The organism is Tenacibaculum jejuense (assembly GCF_900198195.1).
GTDB classification, from domain to species: Bacteria; Bacteroidota; Bacteroidia; order Flavobacteriales; family Flavobacteriaceae; genus Polaribacter; species Polaribacter jejuensis.
The window spans coordinates 1-18,106 of record NZ_LT899436.1 but is presented as its reverse complement, the minus strand read 5'-3'; the positions used below and the strand labels follow the sequence as shown (position 1 = coordinate 18,106).

Sequence of the window (18,106 nt, the reverse complement as noted above, 5' to 3'; positions counted from 1 at the left end):
AAGTAATTATTTGTGATAAGCTATCCTAAATTAGCTATCGCATTTTGTATTCTTTTAATAGTTGTTTCCTTACCAACCATAGTCATGATTTCAAATAAATCTGGCCCAGCTAACTTACCAACTAAACTCAATCGTAGTGGTTGCATTACTTTACCAAAACCTATTTCTTTTGAAGTGATCCAACCTTTAATTTCAGTTTGTGCATTTTCAATGGTAAAATCTTCAATTCCTTCAATTACAGAAATTAATTCTGTCATTAAAGCTCCAGTAGTTTCTTTCCACTGTTTTTTAGCAGCTTTTGGATCATATTCTGTAGGATCTTGAAAAAAGAAACTCGATAAATCCCAAAAATCTTGTACAAAAACTGCACGTTCTTTAATTAAAGAAACAACCTTTTCTACAAAATCTTTATCAGTAGTAACTCCTTGATTATCAAGTATTGGTAAAAACAAATCAACTAACTCATTATCAGTTTTTTGTTGTAAATATTGTTGATTAAACCACTTTGTTTTATCGGGACTGAATTTCGCTCCAGATTTACTTACTCTAGCTAGATCGAAAGCTTGAATTAAAGCCTCTAATGAAAATAATTCTTGCTCAGTTCCAGGATTCCAACCTAATAAAGCCAACATATTTACGAAAGCATCAGAAAAATATCCATCTTCTCTATATCCACGTGTAACATTTCCAGTTTCTTCATTCGTATACTCTAGAGGAAATACAGGAAAGCCTAATTTATCTCCGTCTCGCTTACCTAATTTTCCTTTACCAACAGGTTTTAAAATTAAAGGTAAATGCGCAAATTTTGGTGATTCCCAACTAAATGCTGTGTACAATAATGAGTGTAGTGGGAGAGAAGGCAACCATTCTTCACCACGAATTACATGAGAAATCTCCATTAAATGGTCATCAACAATATTTGCTAAATGATAAGTTGGCATACCATCAGATTTAAATAAAATCTTATCATCTAATGTATTCGTATCAATTTTAATTGTTCCCCTAACTTCATCTTGTAAAATTAAAGTTTCGTCTTGAGGTGTTTTAAAACGTACTACATATTTTTCTCCTGCTGCTATTTTTTGCTGAACTTCTTCTTCAGAAAGTACTAAAGAGTTCACCAATCTTCCTTTTTCACGATTATGCCAATTGTAAATAAATGTTTTACCATTTGCTTCATGATCTTTACGATGTCCATCTAATTGATCTGCAGTATCAAAAGCATAATATGCCCAACCATTTGCTAATAATTCATCAGCATATTTTTTGTATAAATCTTTACGTTCAGATTGTCTGTATGGACCAAATTTTTCATTTTTTCCCGGGCCTTCATCAAAAGGAATTTCACACCATTCTAAGGCATCTACAATATACTGTTCTGCATTAGCTACATAACGTGTTTGATCAGTATCTTCAATACGTAAAACGAATGTTCCGTTATGTTTTTTTGCAAATAAATAATTGAATAATGCGGTTCTTACGCCACCCATATGTAATGGTCCTGTTGGACTTGGTGCGAAACGCACGCGAACGTTGTCAGACATTTTTTTAATTTTTTAACGTGGCAAAGATAGTTTTAAAAGACAAAGCAAAAAAGACAAAAAAAGAGAGTTTCTTTTGAAACTCTCTTTAAATTATTTATGTGATTTTTTATTATAATTTGTAATATAAACCGAACGATAGAGCTGGTGATTTAGCTACTCTTCGTCCGCTTAAAGCTCCACCAAAACCAAAATTAGCACCAAAATCTTCGTTGATTTCTCCAATAACTTTAAAACCAAAAGCCGCATAGCTTTGATCGTTTACATATAAACTTGTTGCTAAATTAGATAATGGTTGTACAACTTCTCCATTTTGAAATGAAGCAACACCATCTAAAAATCCTGCTAACCATAGCCAAGAACTCACTTTATATCCTGCTTCTCCTCCTAATTTAAATGCTGAACTGTAATCGTTTGTTCTGATATCTACACCTGTAAAAGCTTGAATATACCATTTATCAAAACCTCTACCAGCTGAAATAACAGGAGTAAATGTCCACGCATCATAACCAGTTCTTAAACCTGTAGCTGCATCGAAACTTCCGCTATTTGCTTCTACCATTAACTGACCAGAAATTAACCATTTTTTATTATAGAAGTTATGTCTAACTCCGAATTGTATATTTCCTAAAGTACTTTCTGAACCTTCAGCAGTTACAGGGAAAGGAGTTGGGTTTACTAAATCATTTGTAGCTACAAACTTAAAAGGTAAATTAGCTATGATTGTTGTCTTATCTGAAATTCCATATTCAGCATATAATTGAAGTGTGTTATCATTAATTTCTCTTTCTGTTTGAAAGTCTGGATTTCCAAAAATGTCAGAATATGTAGGAATTGTAGTAAAGGATAATTGTAAATATGTTTCTCCTTTTTTCTTAGTCCAAGGACTTTGTGCATAAGTACTAATTGATAAGCAAATAAGTAATAAATAGGTTAGTTTCTTCATGTTTTAAATGTTTTCACTGTTAGTTTAAATATAAGTCTTTTCCTTACAAAAAATACTTAGAAAATTTAAATTTTCTAAGCATTGTATATTTTACAAAAAACCTTAGTGATGTTTTAAGAAAAAATCTCTTGTTTGTAACCAAGTATCTAAAATTAATAAACTATCAGAGCTGTAATCGTGAGTTGCTAATGGATATAATGTATATTTATTTTCTACACCTAATTCATTTAATCTGTCTCTTAGATTAATTCCCTGATTTCTATCAACTAGTTCATCCATACCAGCATGAAATTGTATTGTTGGTGGTACACTGGCTGTTACTTGGAAAAGAGGACTATTTTTTTCAAAAAACTCTGTTGTTGGATTTATTCCAGAAGAAGCTACAATTTGCCCTAAAAACGTTGATGAATTATTATTAGATAAATCTGTTGGTCCTACAATACTTGCTACAGCATTAACTTGGTTTTCTGTATCAAGACTGTAACTCCACAGCATTGCTAAATGAGCTCCAGCACTCACACCAACAAAAGCTAATTCATTTGATATTTGATATTTACTTCTATTAGATTTTAAATGATTAACTACAGAGGTTATATCGTCTGTTTGTGTTGGAAATGGAGATACTCCTTGCTTAGCTAATCTGTAATTCATATTAACTATGGCATAATCTTTAAGCTCACCTGTGATAACATCTTTTATAAAATTCACATCTTCTTTTGATCCAGAAACCCAACTACCACCGTGGAGTAAAATAATTACCTTAGTTTCTAAACTTCTACCTTCTGGTAAATAGATGTCAAATACTTGCCTTGCATCGGAACCATAAGAAACATTTAATTTTGATTGAGCAGCGATTACTTCTATAACTTCATTTTCTTCATCTGAACAACTAACAAAAAAAGTAAAAACTGTAAGTAATAAGATTAGTTTATAAAATTTCATATTCGTTAAAATAATTTGTTTCTCTAATATACTTAGTTTTTAAACCAAAGAGGGTTAACATAGTACTATTGATAAGGCAGAGATTAGTAGATGAGAAAAAAGCTATCCATTTAAGATAGTTTTTAAAATTTATTTAACAAATTCTGATCATAAATTATCTTTTTAACTTTTTAAATACTGTTTTTGAACACGAAATTTGATTACTTTTATGTGTTAATATTAGTTTTATGAGTAATTTCAATCAGATTGAGCAAAAACTTCAGCAGTTTAGTAGAAAATTTTATACAAATGAGTTAATAAAAGGAAGTATATTGTTTTTAACATTAGGACTTTTATATCTTTTATTTACACTATTTATAGAGTATTTTTTCTGGTTAAAACCTAACGCAAGGACGCTTTTATTTTGGTTATTTATAGCCGTAGAGCTTTTCTTACTCATTCGTTTTATTTGTTTTCCTATTTTCAAGCTTTTCGGATTGAAAAAGGGAATTACTCAAGAGGAGGCTTCTCGAGTTATCGGTAATCATTTTCCTGAAGTAAAAGACAAATTACTTAATTTTCTTCAGCTTAAAAATGAAGCAAATTCATCAGAATTACTTTTAGCAAGTATTGACCAAAAAGCAAATGAATTGCAACCTATTCCTTTTTCAAATGCTATAAATTTCTCTGTAAACGTAAAATATTTGAAATATTTGGTAATACCTGTAGTTTTATGGTTACTTACTTTTATTACTGGTATTGGAGATAAACTTAATGACAGTTTAAATAGGGTAGTGAATCATAGTATAGCTTACAATCCACCCGCTCCTTTTTTATTCGAACTTACTTCAAAAAACTTAGAAGTGATTAAAGGTGATCCATTAACAGTTTATGTCCAAACTAAAGGACAAGTTATTCCAGAAGAGGCTAAAATTAACTTCAATAATGAATCTTACTACTTAGACAATAATGGTTCTGGACTTTTTTCTTACACCTTTGAATCCGTAAATCAAAACATTCAATTTTTTATTGAAGCCAATAACATTAAGTCTACTAATTATCAAGTAAATATTATTAGGACTCCTTCAATAAAAAACATCAGTATGCAAATCAATTATCCGAGGTATATTGGTAAAAAAAATGAACAACTTTCTAATGCAACAAACATCACTGTTCCACAAGGAACATTTATAACTTGGAAAGTTTTAACTTCTGATACAGATAGCGTTAATTACACTACAAATAATAAAACTAAACTTTTTAAAACAGAAAAAAAGGATGAATTTTCTTATCAAAAGAGAATTTTAGAAGACACTAATTATTTAATTAGTACTTCTAACAGTAAGCTTAAAAATTATGAGAGATTAAATTTTTCTATAAATACTATTACTGATGAATTTCCTACAATTGAAGTTAAATCTAATATAGATAGTGTTTCAAGAGGACCAGTTTATTTTGCTGGAGAAATTTCTGATGATTATGGATTCAAAAAACTAGAAATGGTTTACTATGATATTGATAATCCTGAAAACAAAAATTCTAAAGAAATAAAAATTTCTAAAGAAAACGTTCAAAGCTTTTTCGCTAAGTTTCCTAATGATTTGAAATTAGTAGAAGGTATAGATTATGAATTATTCTTTAGGGTCTTTGATAATGATGCTATACAGGGAAACAAAAAGGCAATGAGTAAAAAGTTTTCATATAGAAAGAAAACAACAGAAGAATTGGATAATGAATTACTGAATGAGCAACAAAATTATTTAGAAAACATTCAAAATTCTCTACAAAAACAACAAGATAGTAAGCAAGAGTTAGAAAAAGTTCAGTTTGATCTTCAAAATAAGAAGAATATGAACTGGAATGATCAGAAAAAAATTGAAAACATAATTAAGCGTCAAGAACAGTATCAAAACATGATGCAACGCCAAACAAAAAAACTTCAGGAAAACTTTACTGAAAAGGAAGAAAAAAACGAAAGTTTGCAAAAGAAAAAAGAAAACCTACAAAAAAGAATAGAAGAACTTAAAAAGGCACAGAAACAAAAAAAGCTATTAGATCAACTAAAGAAAATGGCTGAAAAGCTAAATAAAGAAGACTTAATAAAAAAATCAAAACAGCTTGCTCAACAAAACAAACAACAGGAAAAAAGTTTGGAAAGAGTTTTAGAATTAGCGAAGCAATATTATGTAGAACAAAAAATGAATAAAATTGCTGAAAAACTGGATGAGTTGGCTAAAAAACAACAGGAATTAAGTAACAAAGAAAACACAGAAGAAGAGCAAAAGAAATTAAAGGAAGAATTTGAGCAACAAAAAAAGGAATTGGATGATTTAAAAAAGGAAAACGAAAAATTAAAAAGACCAATGAATATTCCTTCTGTTGAAAATTTAAAGAAAGAGGCGCAAGAACAGTTAAATAAAGCAGAGGAAAATCAAAAGAATAATCAAAGTCAAAAAGCAAAGGAAAATCAAAAGAAAGCTGCTCAAAAAATGAAAGAAATGAGTCAGAAAATGCAACAATCTATGCAAATGATGAGTAGTGAAATGGCTGAAGAAAACATGGAAGACCTTAGAAGCATATTAGAAAATTTAGTTACATTTTCTTTCGATCAGGAAACTTTAATGAATGATTTTTCTAAAATAAACTCTGGTCATCCTAATTTTGGAAAGAACCTAAAGAAACAAAATCAATTAAAAACATACTTTGAACATATTGATGATAGCTTATTTGTTTTATCACTTCGTGTACCTGAAATTAGTTCTAAAATTCAAGATCATTTAGCCGATGCTCATTATAATTTAGATCAGTCACTTGAAAATTTTGCTGATACACGATTTAGAAATGGAATTTCGAATCAGAGATATGTAATGACGTCTGCGAACGAACTTGCAAATATGTTAAGTAATACTTTAGACGCTATGCAAAATCCTAATCCTGGAAGCGGTAGTGGAAAAGGAAAGAAGGGTAGTTCTTTTAGTCTTCCTGATATCATTCAAAAGCAAGAGGATTTAATGAAGAAAATGAAAGAAGGAATGAAAAAAGACGGGAAAAACGGAAAACCAAAAGAAGGTGAAAATGGTGAACCTAAGGATGGGAAAGGACAAAAAAACGGAAAACAAAAAGGAGAAGGTGAGCCAAGTGACAGTGATGATTTAAATGGTGAACTATATGAAATATACAAACAGCAAAGCAAATTAAGACAACAATTGCAAGATGCGATAAAAGAAGGTAAAGATGGAAATGGACAAGGAAAGAAAGCTTTGAAAGAAATGGAGCAACTAGAAAATGAACTTCTAGAAAAAGGATTTAATCAAGGTACATTACAAAGAATGCAACGTTTAAATTATCAACTTTTAAAGCTAGATAAAGCCACTTTCGAACAAGGTAGAGAAAAGAAAAGAAAGTCAAACACTAATTTAATTCAGTACAACAGAAATAGAATTAAAGAGCTTGAATTTAAAAAGCAATATTATAATCAGACTGAAATTTTAAACAGACAATCGTTACCTTTACAGCAAAATTACAAGAAGAAAGTTCAAGAATATTTCAACAACAAGAACACTTCTAAAAAATAAAAAATGATAGCTTTTAACTACGAAACCGACTTTGAACTTACGGATGAAAAGAGAACATCTGAATGGATTATTAAATGTATAGAAAAAGAAAATCACGAATTAGGAGAGGTAAATTACATCTTTTGTGATGATACTTATTTACATAAAATAAACGTAGAATTTCTACAACATGATACATTTACAGATATTATTAGTTTCGATTATTCTTTAGGTAAACTTGTAAGTGGAGATATATTTATTTCTATAGAAAGAGTAAAAGAAAATGCTTCTAATTTTAAAGTTTCCTTTCAAGAAGAATTACACCGAGTCATTATTCATGGAATACTTCACTATATGGGTTTTAAAGATAAAACAGATAGTGAAAAACAAATCATGAGAGACAAAGAAAATACTTGTTTAAAAGTCTTAAATTTGTAGTCCGTTCCACGTGGAACGGACTTTTTTATTTTAAAGAATATCCAATACAGAATATATAAAGATGAGTTTATTCACAACAACATACGATGTTATTGTAGTAGGAGGAGGACATGCTGGTAGTGAAGCTGCAGCGGCAAGTGCAAACATGGGAGCACACACTCTTCTAATTACGATGAATTTACAAAACATTGCTCAAATGAGCTGTAATCCTGCTATGGGTGGAATAGCAAAAGGACAAATAGTTAGAGAGATTGATGCGTTAGGGGGTTATAGCGGAATTGTTACAGATAAAACTGCTATACAATTTAAAATGCTTAACAAATCCAAAGGACCTGCAATGTGGAGCCCAAGAGCTCAGTCTGACAGAATGCAGTTTGCGGAATGTTGGAGAAATATGCTTGAACAAACTGAAAATTTAGACTTTTATCAGGATTCTGTGAATGGTTTAATCTTCGATGAAAACAAAATAATTGGAGTAAAAACAAATCTTGGTTTAGAAATAAAAGCCAAAACTGTTATTGTAACAGCAGGTACATTTTTGAATGGTTTAATTCATATTGGAGAAAAAACATTTGGTGGTGGTAGAGCAGGAGAAGGAGCTTCAACCGGAATAACAGAAGACTTAGTAGCTAAAGGTTTTGAATCTGGAAGAATGAAAACAGGAACACCACCAAGAGTAGATGGACGTTCTTTAGACTATTCTAAAATGACCGAACAACCTGGTGATGATAATCCTGAAAAGTTCTCTTATTTACCAATTACATCTGTTTTGAAAGAACAGAGATCTTGTTATTTAACTTATACAAATCAAACAACTCATGATTTACTTAGAGAAGGGTTTGATAGATCTCCAATGTTTAATGGAAGAATTAAATCAACCGGACCTAGATATTGCCCGTCTGTAGAAGATAAAATAAATCGTTTTGCTGATAAGGAAAGACATCAAGTTTTTGTAGAACCAGAAGGATGGAATACTGTGGAAATATATGTAAATGGATTCTCTACATCTTTACCAGAAGACATTCAGGATAAAGCAATACGTTCTATTCCTGGATTTGAAAATGTGAAATTTTTCAGATATGGATACGCAATAGAATACGACTATTTTCCACCAACACAATTAACACATTCACTTGAAACAAAACTTATTGAAAACTTATTTTTTGCAGGACAAATTAATGGTACTACTGGATATGAAGAAGCAGCTGCACAAGGATTAATGGCAGGTGTAAATGCAGCCTTAAAAACACAAAATAAAGCACCTTTTATTTTAAAAAGGAGTGAAGCATACATAGGAGTTTTAATTGATGATTTGATCACAAAAGGAACTGAAGAACCGTATAGAATGTTTACTTCTCGTGCTGAATATAGAACTCTACTTCGTCAAGATAATGCTGATTTAAGATTAACTAAAAAATCTTTCAAACTTGGTTTAGCTTCAGAAGAAAGATTAGAAAGAGTTACTAACAAAGAAAAGAAAACAGAAGAAACTATAGAATTCTTAAAAAAGCTAAGTGTAACAAAAGAAGATATAAATCCTATACTTGAGAAGAAAAATCTAGCAGCTATAAATCAATCTATGAAACTATATAAAATAGCAGCCAGACCTCAACTTAATTTCAATGACTTTTTATCTATAGAGAAATTAAATAATTTCATAGAAGAAAACTCAATAGATAAAGAAATCATTGAACAAGTTGAAATTCATTTAAAGTATTCTGGTTATATCGAAAAAGAGAAGAGCAACGCTGATAAATTAAACAGATTAGAAAACGTTCCAATCCCTTCAAGTTTTGATTACACTAAAGTAAAATCATTATCATACGAAGCAAGAGAAAAACTTCTAAAAATAAAACCAACTAGTATTTCACAAGCAAGTCGAATTAGTGGAGTTTCTCCAAGTGATGTCTCCGTATTATTAGTTTATATGGGTAGATAATTTAAAACGTTCCATGTGGAACGTTTTTTTTTATTCTCTAAAATTTAAATCAAAAAAGCGAATGTTCCTTGTGGAACATTTTTTAAATTTACCTTTTTAAAACGAAAAGTTTCACGTGGAACTTAAAATAAAAAATAACTTGAACTACAATAAAAATACTTCCCTTTATATAGATTGTAAAGATCATTCAGTAAGTAAAGAAAAATTTAAATTATTAAGAAACGAAGAATACGATTTGTTAATTACAAGCCCAGTACCAAATAATTTAAGTTCTTATTACGAGAGTGAAGAATACATTTCACATACAGACAGTAGTGAAGGAATAATTAATAAGATTTATCAAAGCGTAAGAAAGTATACGATATCAAAAAAAATAAAACTGATAAATAATTATGGTAATAAAAATAAGTCAATATTAGACATAGGATGTGGTACTGGAGATTTCATAAAAGAATGTAAAAACAAAAATTGGGAAGTTGTAGGTATTGAACCAAATTCTAAAGCAAGAGATATAGGACGAACTAAAAACTTAGTTATATTAAATTCAATTGATGAATTACGTGAACAGAAATTTGATGTAATAACAATGTGGCATGTTTTAGAACATGTAACGAATTTAGATGAAACTATTAACAAAATTAAAAACATGTTAACAAAGAATGGAACTTTAATTATTGCTGTACCTAATTATAAAAGTTATGATGCTACTTATTATAAATCTTTTTGGGCTGCTTATGATGTTCCAAGACATATTTGGCATTTTTCAAAAAATAGCATCTCAAGAATCTTTGATAAATTCAAAATGGAAGTTGTAGATATAAAACCAATGTTATTTGATTCATTCTATGTTTCTATGTTATCTGAAAAATATAAAAGAGGAAGAAATAACTTTTTAAATGCTTTTTTTGTTGGATTATGTTCTAATATAAAGGGTATATCAACAAAAGAATATTCATCTCATATCTACATCTTAAAAAACAAGAAATAATTATTTAAATATAGTTTTAAACAAACTTTGTATATAATCTATAAAATCATATTAGTAAAAAATAAAAACGCTTTAAATCTTATTATTTAAAGCGTTTACTATAATTAAAAATTATATTTATTTTTTTTATTATAAGTTTTACTTACTTAGTAAATACACTCCAAAAATTGCAATTATAAAGTAAACTGCTAACGTCATAGCACCTGCGTAATCTTTTGCTAATCTTTGTCCGACTAAAAGAAAAATTAAACTTAATGCAGAAAGTACTGCTCCAATTAAAGCTATTTCTTTTGCACCTGTTGTTGATAAGTGAAAAATTCCAACGAACATTAAAGCACCTGCTAAAAGCTCCATAATTAAGATAATTGCTAATAAAATAGGTACTGAATTTTTTAAGGGTGAATTTTTAAAGTGTTCTTTGATAAAAGACGAATTTCCTTTCCAATCTGTAACCTTATCTATACCCGATTGTAAAAAAGTAACAATAAGAAATAAAAGCAATAAAATTTCTGTTATATGTTTCTGAATAAGTTCCATAAAATAAGTTTGTTTAGGATAAAATTACTACATATTGTAACAATTAAAAAAAATTGCGTCATATAAGTAACTTAAATAGCTATATTTATAAATAAATCAACTTAAAAAAATTTAACTATGTTATTGTTTATTAATCCATTATTACCAATCATAATATTTTTATCTATAATATTATTGATATCTGCATTCTTTATAGTAAAACAACAAACTGCTGCTATAATTGAACGATTTGGTAAGTTTCACAGTATCCGACAGTCTGGTTTACATTTAAAAATACCGTTAGTAGATCGTATTGCCGGTAAATTAAGCTTAAAAATTCAACAATTAGATGTAATTGTAGAAACAAAAACTTTAGATGATGTATTTGTACGTTTAAAGGTTTCTGTTCAATACAAAGTAATAAAAGATAAAGTTTACGATGCTTTCTATAAGTTAGATTATCCACACGATCAAATTACAAGTTATGTATTTGATGTTGTTCGTGCTGAAGTTCCTAAAATGAAGTTAGATGATGTATTTGTTAAGAAAGATGATATTGCAATTGCAGTAAAATCTGAATTAAATGATGCAATGATGGAGTATGGATATGACATTATTAAAACGTTAGTAACAGATATTGATCCTGATGCTCAAGTAAAAGCTGCAATGAATAGAATTAATGCTTCTGAAAGAGAAAAAATTGCTGCTCAATATGAAGGAGATGCACAACGTATTTTAATTGTTGAGAAAGCAAAAGCAGAGGCAGAAAGTAAAAGATTACAAGGTCAAGGTATTGCTGACCAAAGAAGAGAGATTGCACGTGGTTTAGAAGAGTCTGTAGAAGTTTTAAATAAAGTAGGTATTAACAGTCAAGAAGCTTCTGCATTAATCGTTGTAACGCAACATTACGATACATTACAATCGATAGGAGAGGAGACTAATAGTAATTTAATCTTATTACCAAACTCACCACAGGCAGGTAGTGACATGTTAAATAACATGGTTGCATCTTTTACAGCAAGTAACCAAATTGGTGAAGCTATGAAAAGAGCTAAAAACAAGAAAAAAGATGGTTCTGAAGATTAATGATACATCAATAAATACTAAATAAATTAAAAGCCAGTAGTAAAACTACTGGCTTTTTTACGTTTATCAAGTAAATATATACGTTCATCAAACAAAATAGTTAGGTATGTAAATCCTTTATTTCTTTGTTATCATATAATAAAATAATGGAAATGAAATACTTTAAAAACACTTGTATTATCTTAGGTTTAATAAGCTTTTTTAATCTTAAAGCTCAAAAGAATAGCAAAGATTATACTTCAGATATTGAAACTTTTATAAAACAGTTTCCTACAAATACAGAGTTATCTGTGTTAATTATAGATAAAGATAATTCTGAGTTCATAGGTATTAAAAAACAAGATGACACTGTAAATAGTATTGATAATAAAGAAAGTATTTTTGAAATAGGATCTATTACAAAAGTATTTACCAATATACTATTATCTAGTTCAATACAACATGGTAAAACTACTTTAAATGAAACATTACAAAGTAACTTTGATTTTACTATTGATAAAGGCGATAGTATTACTTTACAGCATTTATCAAATCATAGCTCTGGATTTCCAGTTTTACCTTCTAATATGTATAAACAAATGAAAAAAAATCCAGCAAATCCATACAAAGAATATACAAATGATGATTTAGAAAAGTATTTGAGTGGGAAAATTGACTATGGATTTAAAGCTGGTGAAAAGAGTGTGTATTCTAATTTAGGAATGGGATTATTAGGATATATATTAACCAAAAAAGCAAAGAAAACTTATCATCAATTACTAAATGAAACTATTCTTAATCCTTTACAAATGAATAGTACTTCAACTAATGTAAAAGATAAAACTAAATTGGTAAAAGGTCTAAATCCTGATGGTAGTTTTGCAAGTAATTGGGATTTTACAGATGCTTTGGTTGGAGCAGGTGGAATAAAATCTACAACTGAAGATATGGAAAAATTCATCCGTAAAAACTTCGAAAATGATCCAATGTATACATTACCATTAAAAGAAACATTTACTGTAAATAAAGTAGCTAAAATTGGTTTAGGCTGGCAAATTATAGAGAGTAAAAATAAAAAGTTTTACTGGCATAATGGAGGAACTGGTGGATATAGATCTTGTTTAGTATTTCATAAAGAAACTAAAAAGGCAGTTTTGATATTATCGAATATTTCAGCTTTTCATGGTAAATCTTCGAGTTTAGATAATTTATGCTTTTCTTTATTTAAGAAACTAATGAAATGATAAAAAAGAGAATCTTTATAATCCTTTTACACTTAACTTTCTGGTTATTAAGTTATCTATATATAACTTCTGGTAATTTAAGTTGGAATGGATTTGGAAAAGAAGAAGGATTATTAAAAAAAGCATACCTGTATGGTATGTTTTTTAATGCTTTATTATTTTATATTCAAGTGTTTTGGTTGGTTCCTAAGTATTATGTGAAAAACAAAAAAGCAATGTTTTGGGGATTTTCTATAGCACTATTCTTTTTAATAACTTATGTGGAAACTTATTTAGATGTTGCTTTAGCAGTAAAGTATCGTGTGTATAGTTTTGAACCAATTGCAGCTGGAATAATATGGTTTTATCATAATTCAATATTTCATTTCATATATTTTATAGTTGGGTTTTATTACCGTTTTCAACAAGAATACATCAAATCTGAGAGAGTAAAACAAGAATTACTAATAGAGAATCATAATGCTGAATTAAAATACCTAAAAGCTCAATTAAATCCACATTTTTTATTCAATGGAATTAATAGTATTTATCATTTAATTGGAAAAAATAACGCCAATGCTAAAAGCACATTACTTAAGTTTTCTAATTTATTACGTTATCAACTTTATGAGAGTAATACAAACAAAATAGAGCTATATAAAGAGATAAATTACATAGAAGAATACATTAGTATAGAAAGAATAAGAAAAGGAGAGGATATCGTTTTAAATTTAAATATAGATATTGAAAAAGAAGATAATTTAATTATGCCTTTGTTATTAATTCCATTTATAGAAAATGCTTTTAAACATATTAGCAATCATAATGAAGCAAAAAATAATATTATATCAATCTCAATTGTAGAAAGAAATCATCTTTTAAAACTAATTGTTAATAACTCTAAGGATTCTTTTCATCATCAGGGAAAGAGTGGGGGAATAGGCTTAAAAAATGTAAGAAAGAGATTAAATTTACTCTATAAAGATAAATATGATTTAAATATTAAATCTACAGAAAATACACATGAAGTTGAACTTATAATGCATTTAAATTGAGAAAAATAAATTGTTTAATTGTTGATGATGAGCCATTAGCCAGAGAAGGAATTAAAGAGTACTGTGATCAAATTCCTATGGTAAAAGTTATTGCTTTGTGTAAAAATGCAATTATAGCTAATGAATATTTACAATCGTATGAAATTGACTTAATTTTCTTAGATATTAACATGCCATTATTAACAGGATTAGAATGGTTAAAGACACTTAAAAACTCACCACTTGTAGTAATTACCAGTGCATATTCTGAACATGCATTAGAAAGCTATGATTTTGAAGTTATAGATTATTTAGTAAAACCGATTCCTTTCAACAGATTTTTACAGGCTGTTAATAAAGCTGAACGTTTGTTAGTCAAAGAAGGTGATAACAATACGATTTTTATTAAGACATCTAATGCAATAAAAAGAGTTGCAACTAGTGATATTCTATTTGTAGAATCTATGCAGAATTATGTGAAAGTAATTACAGAAAGAGAAACAATTATTACACATATTACTTTAAAACAAATGTATGAACAATTGCCTAAAAACAAGTTTATACAAACACATAAATCTTATATCGTATCAAAAAATAAAGTTGAAGAAATTAATGGTAATTTAATTGTAATACGTAATTGTAAAATACCTATAAGTGTTCGACTAAAAAAAGAAGTACTACAAAGTTTAATGCAATAAAAAAGCCCACAAAATTGTGAGCTTTATATATATAATTTGTTAAAATTATTTCTCTTCGATTCTATCGTCTTCTTCTTTAGTAGCATCTTTAAATTCCTTGATTCCAGAACCTAATCCTCTCATTAATTCAGGAATTTTCTTTCCTCCAAATAATAATAGTACTACAACTACTATTAATGCTATAGATGCTCCTCCTGGAATTGCTAAAAAAGTTGTTAATGTATTCATCATCCAAAATTTATATTGCAAAGATATAAAAAACTTTAGTTACTTCTTTCAATAGTTCCACCAATTACTTTCTTTTCTTCTATAACTTCTGGCTTTCCTTGATAAAGTATTGTTCCACCAAAGCTTACTTTAGCATTTAAAGTTTCTCCTGAATGTACTTCAGCTTTTGCACCAGAGCCGGCAGTTACAGTACAAACATTGCTAACTTTTAAATTGTAACCATGATAAGTTGCTCCTAAGTCTAGTTTTACTGTCTGATTTTTTGCTTCTCCTGAAAGTTTTACAACTCCACCAGAAGAACTCTTTACAGTTAAATGTTTAATATTAACAACTAAATTCATAAATGCTCCTTCTTGAGCTTTAATTTCAACATGATTCTGATTAATTTCCTTGCATGTTAATGTAACTCCTTCATTTGCATCAATAACGCTAATATCTTTATTAAAATATAATTTGGCTTTTACTTTTCCATCTGCAGTTGTTTCTGGAAAACGAAGTAAAATTTTTAATTTATTTCCTTGTTGCTTGATTTTAACTTTTTCTGCTTTCTCTCCTGTAACATGTACTTCTTGTTTATCAGATTTAATTAATTCTATATCGATACCATTGTACACTTTAAGAATCTCAAAATCTTTAAGTTGCTTCGTAATTGTGGTTTGAGCAAAAGTAAAAATAGAAAGAAAACAAAGCTTAAAAAATAATATTTGTTTCATTATTAGGTGATTATATAACTACAAATTAAACTAAAAATTTGTATGATTAGTATTTTGAAAAAGTTAAAGTTTAATGCGATATTAGGTCAAAATCTAAATGTTTTCTTTCAAGATCTGTATGTTTCACTTTAACTACAACTTCATCTCCTAATTGAATTACAGCTTGAGTTGCCTGACCTACAACCGCATACTGTTTTTCATCAAAAATGTAATAATCATCTTTTATATCTCTAATACGAACCATTCCTTCGCATTTATTAGCTATAATTTCAACATAAATTCCCCATTCTGTAACACCAGAAACAACACCTTCGAACTCGACATCTTTATGATCTTGCATATACTTCACTTGCATATACTTAATAGATTCACGTTCTGCTTTGGCTGCGAGTTCTTCCATTTTTGAAGAATGTTTACAACGTTCTTCATAACCTTCTACTTTTGGTGAAGTACCTCCATCTAAATAATGTTGTAATAATCTGTGTGTCATTACATCTGGATATCTTCGGATTGGTGAAGTAAAATGACTATAATATTCGAAAGCTAAACCGTAATGTCCAATATTTTGTGTTGTATAAACCGCTTTACTCATTGAACGTATTGCTAAAGTTTCCACCATATTAGCTTCTCCTTTTCCTTGAACTTCTTTTAAAAGTTTATTTAAAGATTGAGAAGTTGTTTCTCTTGTTTGCGTATCAATTTTATATCCGAATTTAGATACAATATTTTGTAAAGAAGCTAACTTTTCAACATCTGGCTCGTCGTGAACACGATAAATGAATGTATCATTACTTGGTTTGCCACCTTTAGCTTTCCCTATAAATTCTGCTACTTTTCTGTTAGCTAATAACATAAATTCTTCAATTAATTTATTAGCATCTTTTCCTTCTTTAAAGAATACACCAACCGGATTCGCATTTTCATCTAAGTGGAATTTTACTTCTACTTTATCAAAAGATATTGCTCCAGATTTCATTCGCTTACTACGCATTTTCTTAGCTAATTCATCTAATTTTAAAATAGCATTAGAAATATTCTCATCTACAGTATATGCTGAACCTGATAATGAAACCTCAACAGGAACCACATTCGTTTTACTTTCTATAATAGCTTGAGCTTCTTCATAGGCAAAACGTTTATCAGAATAAATAACTGTTCTTCCGAACCACTGATTTATAATCTGCGCTTTTTCATTCATCTCAAATACAGCTGAAAAAGTCAGTTTTTCTTCATTCGGACGTAAAGAACAAACTCCGTTAGATAACATTTCTGGTAACATAGGTACCACACGATCAACTAAATATACAGATGTTGCTCTATCGTAAGCTTCGTCATCTAAAATTGTTTTTGGTTGTACATAATGAGAAACATCAGCAATATGAATTCCAATTTCATAATTACCGTTTTCTAGAACTGTAAACGATAAAGCATCATCAAAATCTTTTGCGTCTTTCGGATCTATTGTAAACGTAAGATAGTTTCTCATATCTCTACGTTTAGCAACTTCCTCATTTGTAATAGCTACAGGTAACTTTTCTGCATCTTCTTCTACCTCTTTTGGGAACTCATAAGGTAATCCGTATTCTAATAATATCGAATGAATTTCAGTATCATGATCTCCAGGCTTTCCTAAGATTTGGGTAATTTTTCCAAAGGGATTTTTAGAATTTTCTGGCCAATCTGTAATTTTAGCAACTACTTTATCGCCATTATCGGCACCATTTAGCTTTCCTTTGGATACAAATATATCTGCATACATTTTAGAATTATCTGGTAAAACAAAACCAAAGTTTTTGCTCATTTGTAAGGTTCCCACAAACTCTTGTCGAGCTCTTTCAATGATTTCAACAACATCAGCTTCTAGTTTAGATGTTTTTCTTTTGTTATACACATAAACCCTAACAATATCGTCTTGTAAAGCTTTATTAATATTTACTGAAGGAACAAAAATATCGTCTTCAAAATCGTCACAAATAAAATAACCGTTACCATTACTTGTAAGATCCATCGTACCAATATGATACTTACGATCTGCATTAATTTTATACTTTCCTTTTTCTACTTCTACAATTTTATCTGTAGCAGCCAGTTCGTGAAGTTTCTTTATAATTTGATTTCTTCCGTCTGTATCACTTATAGCTATTTTGCTTGCAATCTGCTTGTAATTAAAAGCCTTGTTACTATCTTCATTTAAGATTTTAAAAATCTTTCTCGTTAAATCCTTTATCACCTTACCTTTCTTCTTGTAAATTTTCTTCTTTTTAGGCATATAATTAATTAAATTTTTTACAGAACCAAAGTA

15 protein-coding genes are annotated in these 18,106 nt (G+C 28.9%); 8 read left to right on the top strand and 7 right to left on the bottom strand.

Annotation, left to right across the window (positions count from 1 at the left end; translation table 11 throughout):
- Positions 1–20: 20 nt before the first annotated feature.
- The 3 genes from gltX to AQ1685_RS00065 form a co-directional block, all read right to left on the bottom strand.
- Complete coding sequence (gene gltX, locus AQ1685_RS00075; protein ID WP_095068701.1) at positions 21–1,544, bottom strand: glutamate--tRNA ligase; 1,524 nt, start codon at positions 1,542–1,544, stop codon at positions 21–23.
- A gap of 109 nt (positions 1,545–1,653) precedes the next feature.
- Positions 1,654–2,487 carry a transporter family protein gene (locus AQ1685_RS00070; protein WP_095068700.1) on the bottom strand — a complete coding sequence of 278 codons (834 nt, stop codon included), beginning with the start codon at positions 2,485–2,487 and terminating at the stop codon, positions 1,654–1,656.
- 102 nt (positions 2,488–2,589) lie between these two features.
- Positions 2,590–3,429 carry an alpha/beta hydrolase gene (locus AQ1685_RS00065; protein WP_095068699.1) on the bottom strand — a complete coding sequence of 280 codons (840 nt, stop codon included), beginning with the start codon at positions 3,427–3,429 and terminating at the stop codon, positions 2,590–2,592.
- Between the two features lie 227 nt (positions 3,430–3,656).
- Between AQ1685_RS00065 and AQ1685_RS00060 the strand changes: the two genes are divergently transcribed.
- The 4 genes from AQ1685_RS00060 (at position 3,657) to AQ1685_RS00045 (ending at position 10,327) form a co-directional block, all read left to right on the top strand.
- Complete coding sequence (locus AQ1685_RS00060) at positions 3,657–6,983, top strand: DUF4175 family protein (RefSeq protein ID WP_095068698.1); 3,327 nt, start codon at positions 3,657–3,659, stop codon at positions 6,981–6,983.
- A gap of 3 nt (positions 6,984–6,986) precedes the next feature.
- Positions 6,987–7,400: an rRNA maturation RNase YbeY gene (gene ybeY / locus AQ1685_RS00055; protein WP_095068697.1), complete on the top strand. Its 414-nt coding sequence runs from the start codon at positions 6,987–6,989 to the stop codon at positions 7,398–7,400.
- A 61-nt stretch (positions 7,401–7,461) separates the two neighbouring features.
- Complete coding sequence (mnmG, locus tag AQ1685_RS00050; protein ID WP_095068696.1) at positions 7,462–9,339, top strand: tRNA uridine-5-carboxymethylaminomethyl(34) synthesis enzyme MnmG; 1,878 nt, start codon at positions 7,462–7,464, stop codon at positions 9,337–9,339.
- A gap of 139 nt (positions 9,340–9,478) precedes the next feature.
- Positions 9,479–10,327 (top strand): class I SAM-dependent methyltransferase, encoded by an 849-nt coding sequence (locus tag AQ1685_RS00045; protein ID WP_095074967.1) that lies wholly within the window; start codon positions 9,479–9,481, stop codon positions 10,325–10,327.
- A 138-nt stretch (positions 10,328–10,465) separates the two neighbouring features.
- Here the strand turns inward: AQ1685_RS00045 and AQ1685_RS00040 are convergent, their stop codons facing one another.
- Positions 10,466–10,864, bottom strand: a complete 399-nt coding sequence (locus AQ1685_RS00040; protein WP_095068695.1) for a DoxX family protein — start codon at positions 10,862–10,864, stop codon at positions 10,466–10,468.
- A 117-nt stretch (positions 10,865–10,981) separates the two neighbouring features.
- Here AQ1685_RS00040 and AQ1685_RS00035 point away from each other — a divergent pair, with 117 nt between their 5' ends.
- From AQ1685_RS00035 to AQ1685_RS00020, 4 genes are all read left to right on the top strand, one after another.
- On the top strand, positions 10,982–11,929 hold the full coding sequence (locus tag AQ1685_RS00035) for an SPFH domain-containing protein (protein ID WP_095068694.1): 948 nt from the start codon (positions 10,982–10,984) through the stop codon (positions 11,927–11,929).
- A gap of 152 nt (positions 11,930–12,081) precedes the next feature.
- Positions 12,082–13,152, top strand: a complete 1,071-nt coding sequence (locus AQ1685_RS00030; RefSeq protein ID WP_157730026.1) for a serine hydrolase domain-containing protein — start codon at positions 12,082–12,084, stop codon at positions 13,150–13,152.
- Entirely contained in the window at positions 13,149–14,186 is a 1,038-nt protein-coding gene (locus AQ1685_RS00025) for a sensor histidine kinase (RefSeq protein WP_095068692.1), read from the top strand. The genes AQ1685_RS00030 and AQ1685_RS00025 overlap by 4 nt, the downstream gene beginning before the upstream one ends.
- A complete protein-coding gene (locus AQ1685_RS00020) occupies positions 14,183–14,863 on the top strand; it encodes a LytR/AlgR family response regulator transcription factor (RefSeq protein WP_095068691.1) in 681 nt (226 codons plus the stop codon). Before AQ1685_RS00025 ends, AQ1685_RS00020 begins: the two co-directional genes overlap by 4 nt.
- A 45-nt stretch (positions 14,864–14,908) precedes the next feature.
- Here the strand turns inward: AQ1685_RS00020 and AQ1685_RS00015 are convergent, their stop codons facing one another.
- The 3 genes from AQ1685_RS00015 to rnr all read right to left on the bottom strand — a co-directional run bounded on the left by AQ1685_RS00015 (position 14,909) and on the right by rnr (position 18,073).
- Positions 14,909–15,091 carry a twin-arginine translocase TatA/TatE family subunit gene (locus AQ1685_RS00015; RefSeq protein ID WP_095068690.1) on the bottom strand — a complete coding sequence of 61 codons (183 nt, stop codon included), beginning with the start codon at positions 15,089–15,091 and terminating at the stop codon, positions 14,909–14,911.
- Between the two features lie 35 nt (positions 15,092–15,126).
- Positions 15,127–15,804 (bottom strand): head GIN domain-containing protein, encoded by a 678-nt coding sequence (locus tag AQ1685_RS00010; protein WP_095068689.1) that lies wholly within the window; start codon positions 15,802–15,804, stop codon positions 15,127–15,129.
- 70 nt (positions 15,805–15,874) lie between these two features.
- Complete coding sequence (gene rnr / locus AQ1685_RS00005; protein ID WP_095074966.1) at positions 15,875–18,073, bottom strand: ribonuclease R; 2,199 nt, start codon at positions 18,071–18,073, stop codon at positions 15,875–15,877.
- Positions 18,074–18,106 lie beyond the last annotated feature (33 nt).

Excerpts from the sequence above, each read along its gene's own strand:
- AQ1685_RS00030 (WP_157730026.1), top strand. The coding sequence starts at position 12,082 with ATGAAATACTTTAAAAACACTTGTATTATCTTAGGTTTAATAAGCTTT.
- mnmG (WP_095068696.1), top strand. The coding sequence starts at position 7,462 with ATGAGTTTATTCACAACAACATACGATGTTATTGTAGTAGGAGGAGGA.
- AQ1685_RS00025 (WP_095068692.1), top strand. The coding sequence starts at position 13,149 with ATGATAAAAAAGAGAATCTTTATAATCCTTTTACACTTAACTTTCTGG.
- AQ1685_RS00070 (WP_095068700.1), bottom strand. The coding sequence starts at position 2,487 with ATGAAGAAACTAACCTATTTATTACTTATTTGCTTATCAATTAGTACT.
- AQ1685_RS00040 (WP_095068695.1), bottom strand. The coding sequence starts at position 10,864 with ATGGAACTTATTCAGAAACATATAACAGAAATTTTATTGCTTTTATTT.
- AQ1685_RS00035 (WP_095068694.1), top strand. The coding sequence starts at position 10,982 with ATGTTATTGTTTATTAATCCATTATTACCAATCATAATATTTTTATCT.
- ybeY (WP_095068697.1), top strand. The coding sequence starts at position 6,987 with ATGATAGCTTTTAACTACGAAACCGACTTTGAACTTACGGATGAAAAG.
- gltX (WP_095068701.1), bottom strand. The coding sequence starts at position 1,544 with ATGTCTGACAACGTTCGCGTGCGTTTCGCACCAAGTCCAACAGGACCA.
- AQ1685_RS00015 (WP_095068690.1), bottom strand. The coding sequence starts at position 15,091 with ATGAATACATTAACAACTTTTTTAGCAATTCCAGGAGGAGCATCTATA.
- AQ1685_RS00065 (WP_095068699.1), bottom strand. The coding sequence starts at position 3,429 with ATGAAATTTTATAAACTAATCTTATTACTTACAGTTTTTACTTTTTTT.
- rnr (WP_095074966.1), bottom strand. The coding sequence starts at position 18,073 with ATGCCTAAAAAGAAGAAAATTTACAAGAAGAAAGGTAAGGTGATAAAG.
- AQ1685_RS00060 (WP_095068698.1), top strand. The coding sequence starts at position 3,657 with ATGAGTAATTTCAATCAGATTGAGCAAAAACTTCAGCAGTTTAGTAGA.
- AQ1685_RS00010 (WP_095068689.1), bottom strand. The coding sequence starts at position 15,804 with ATGAAACAAATATTATTTTTTAAGCTTTGTTTTCTTTCTATTTTTACT.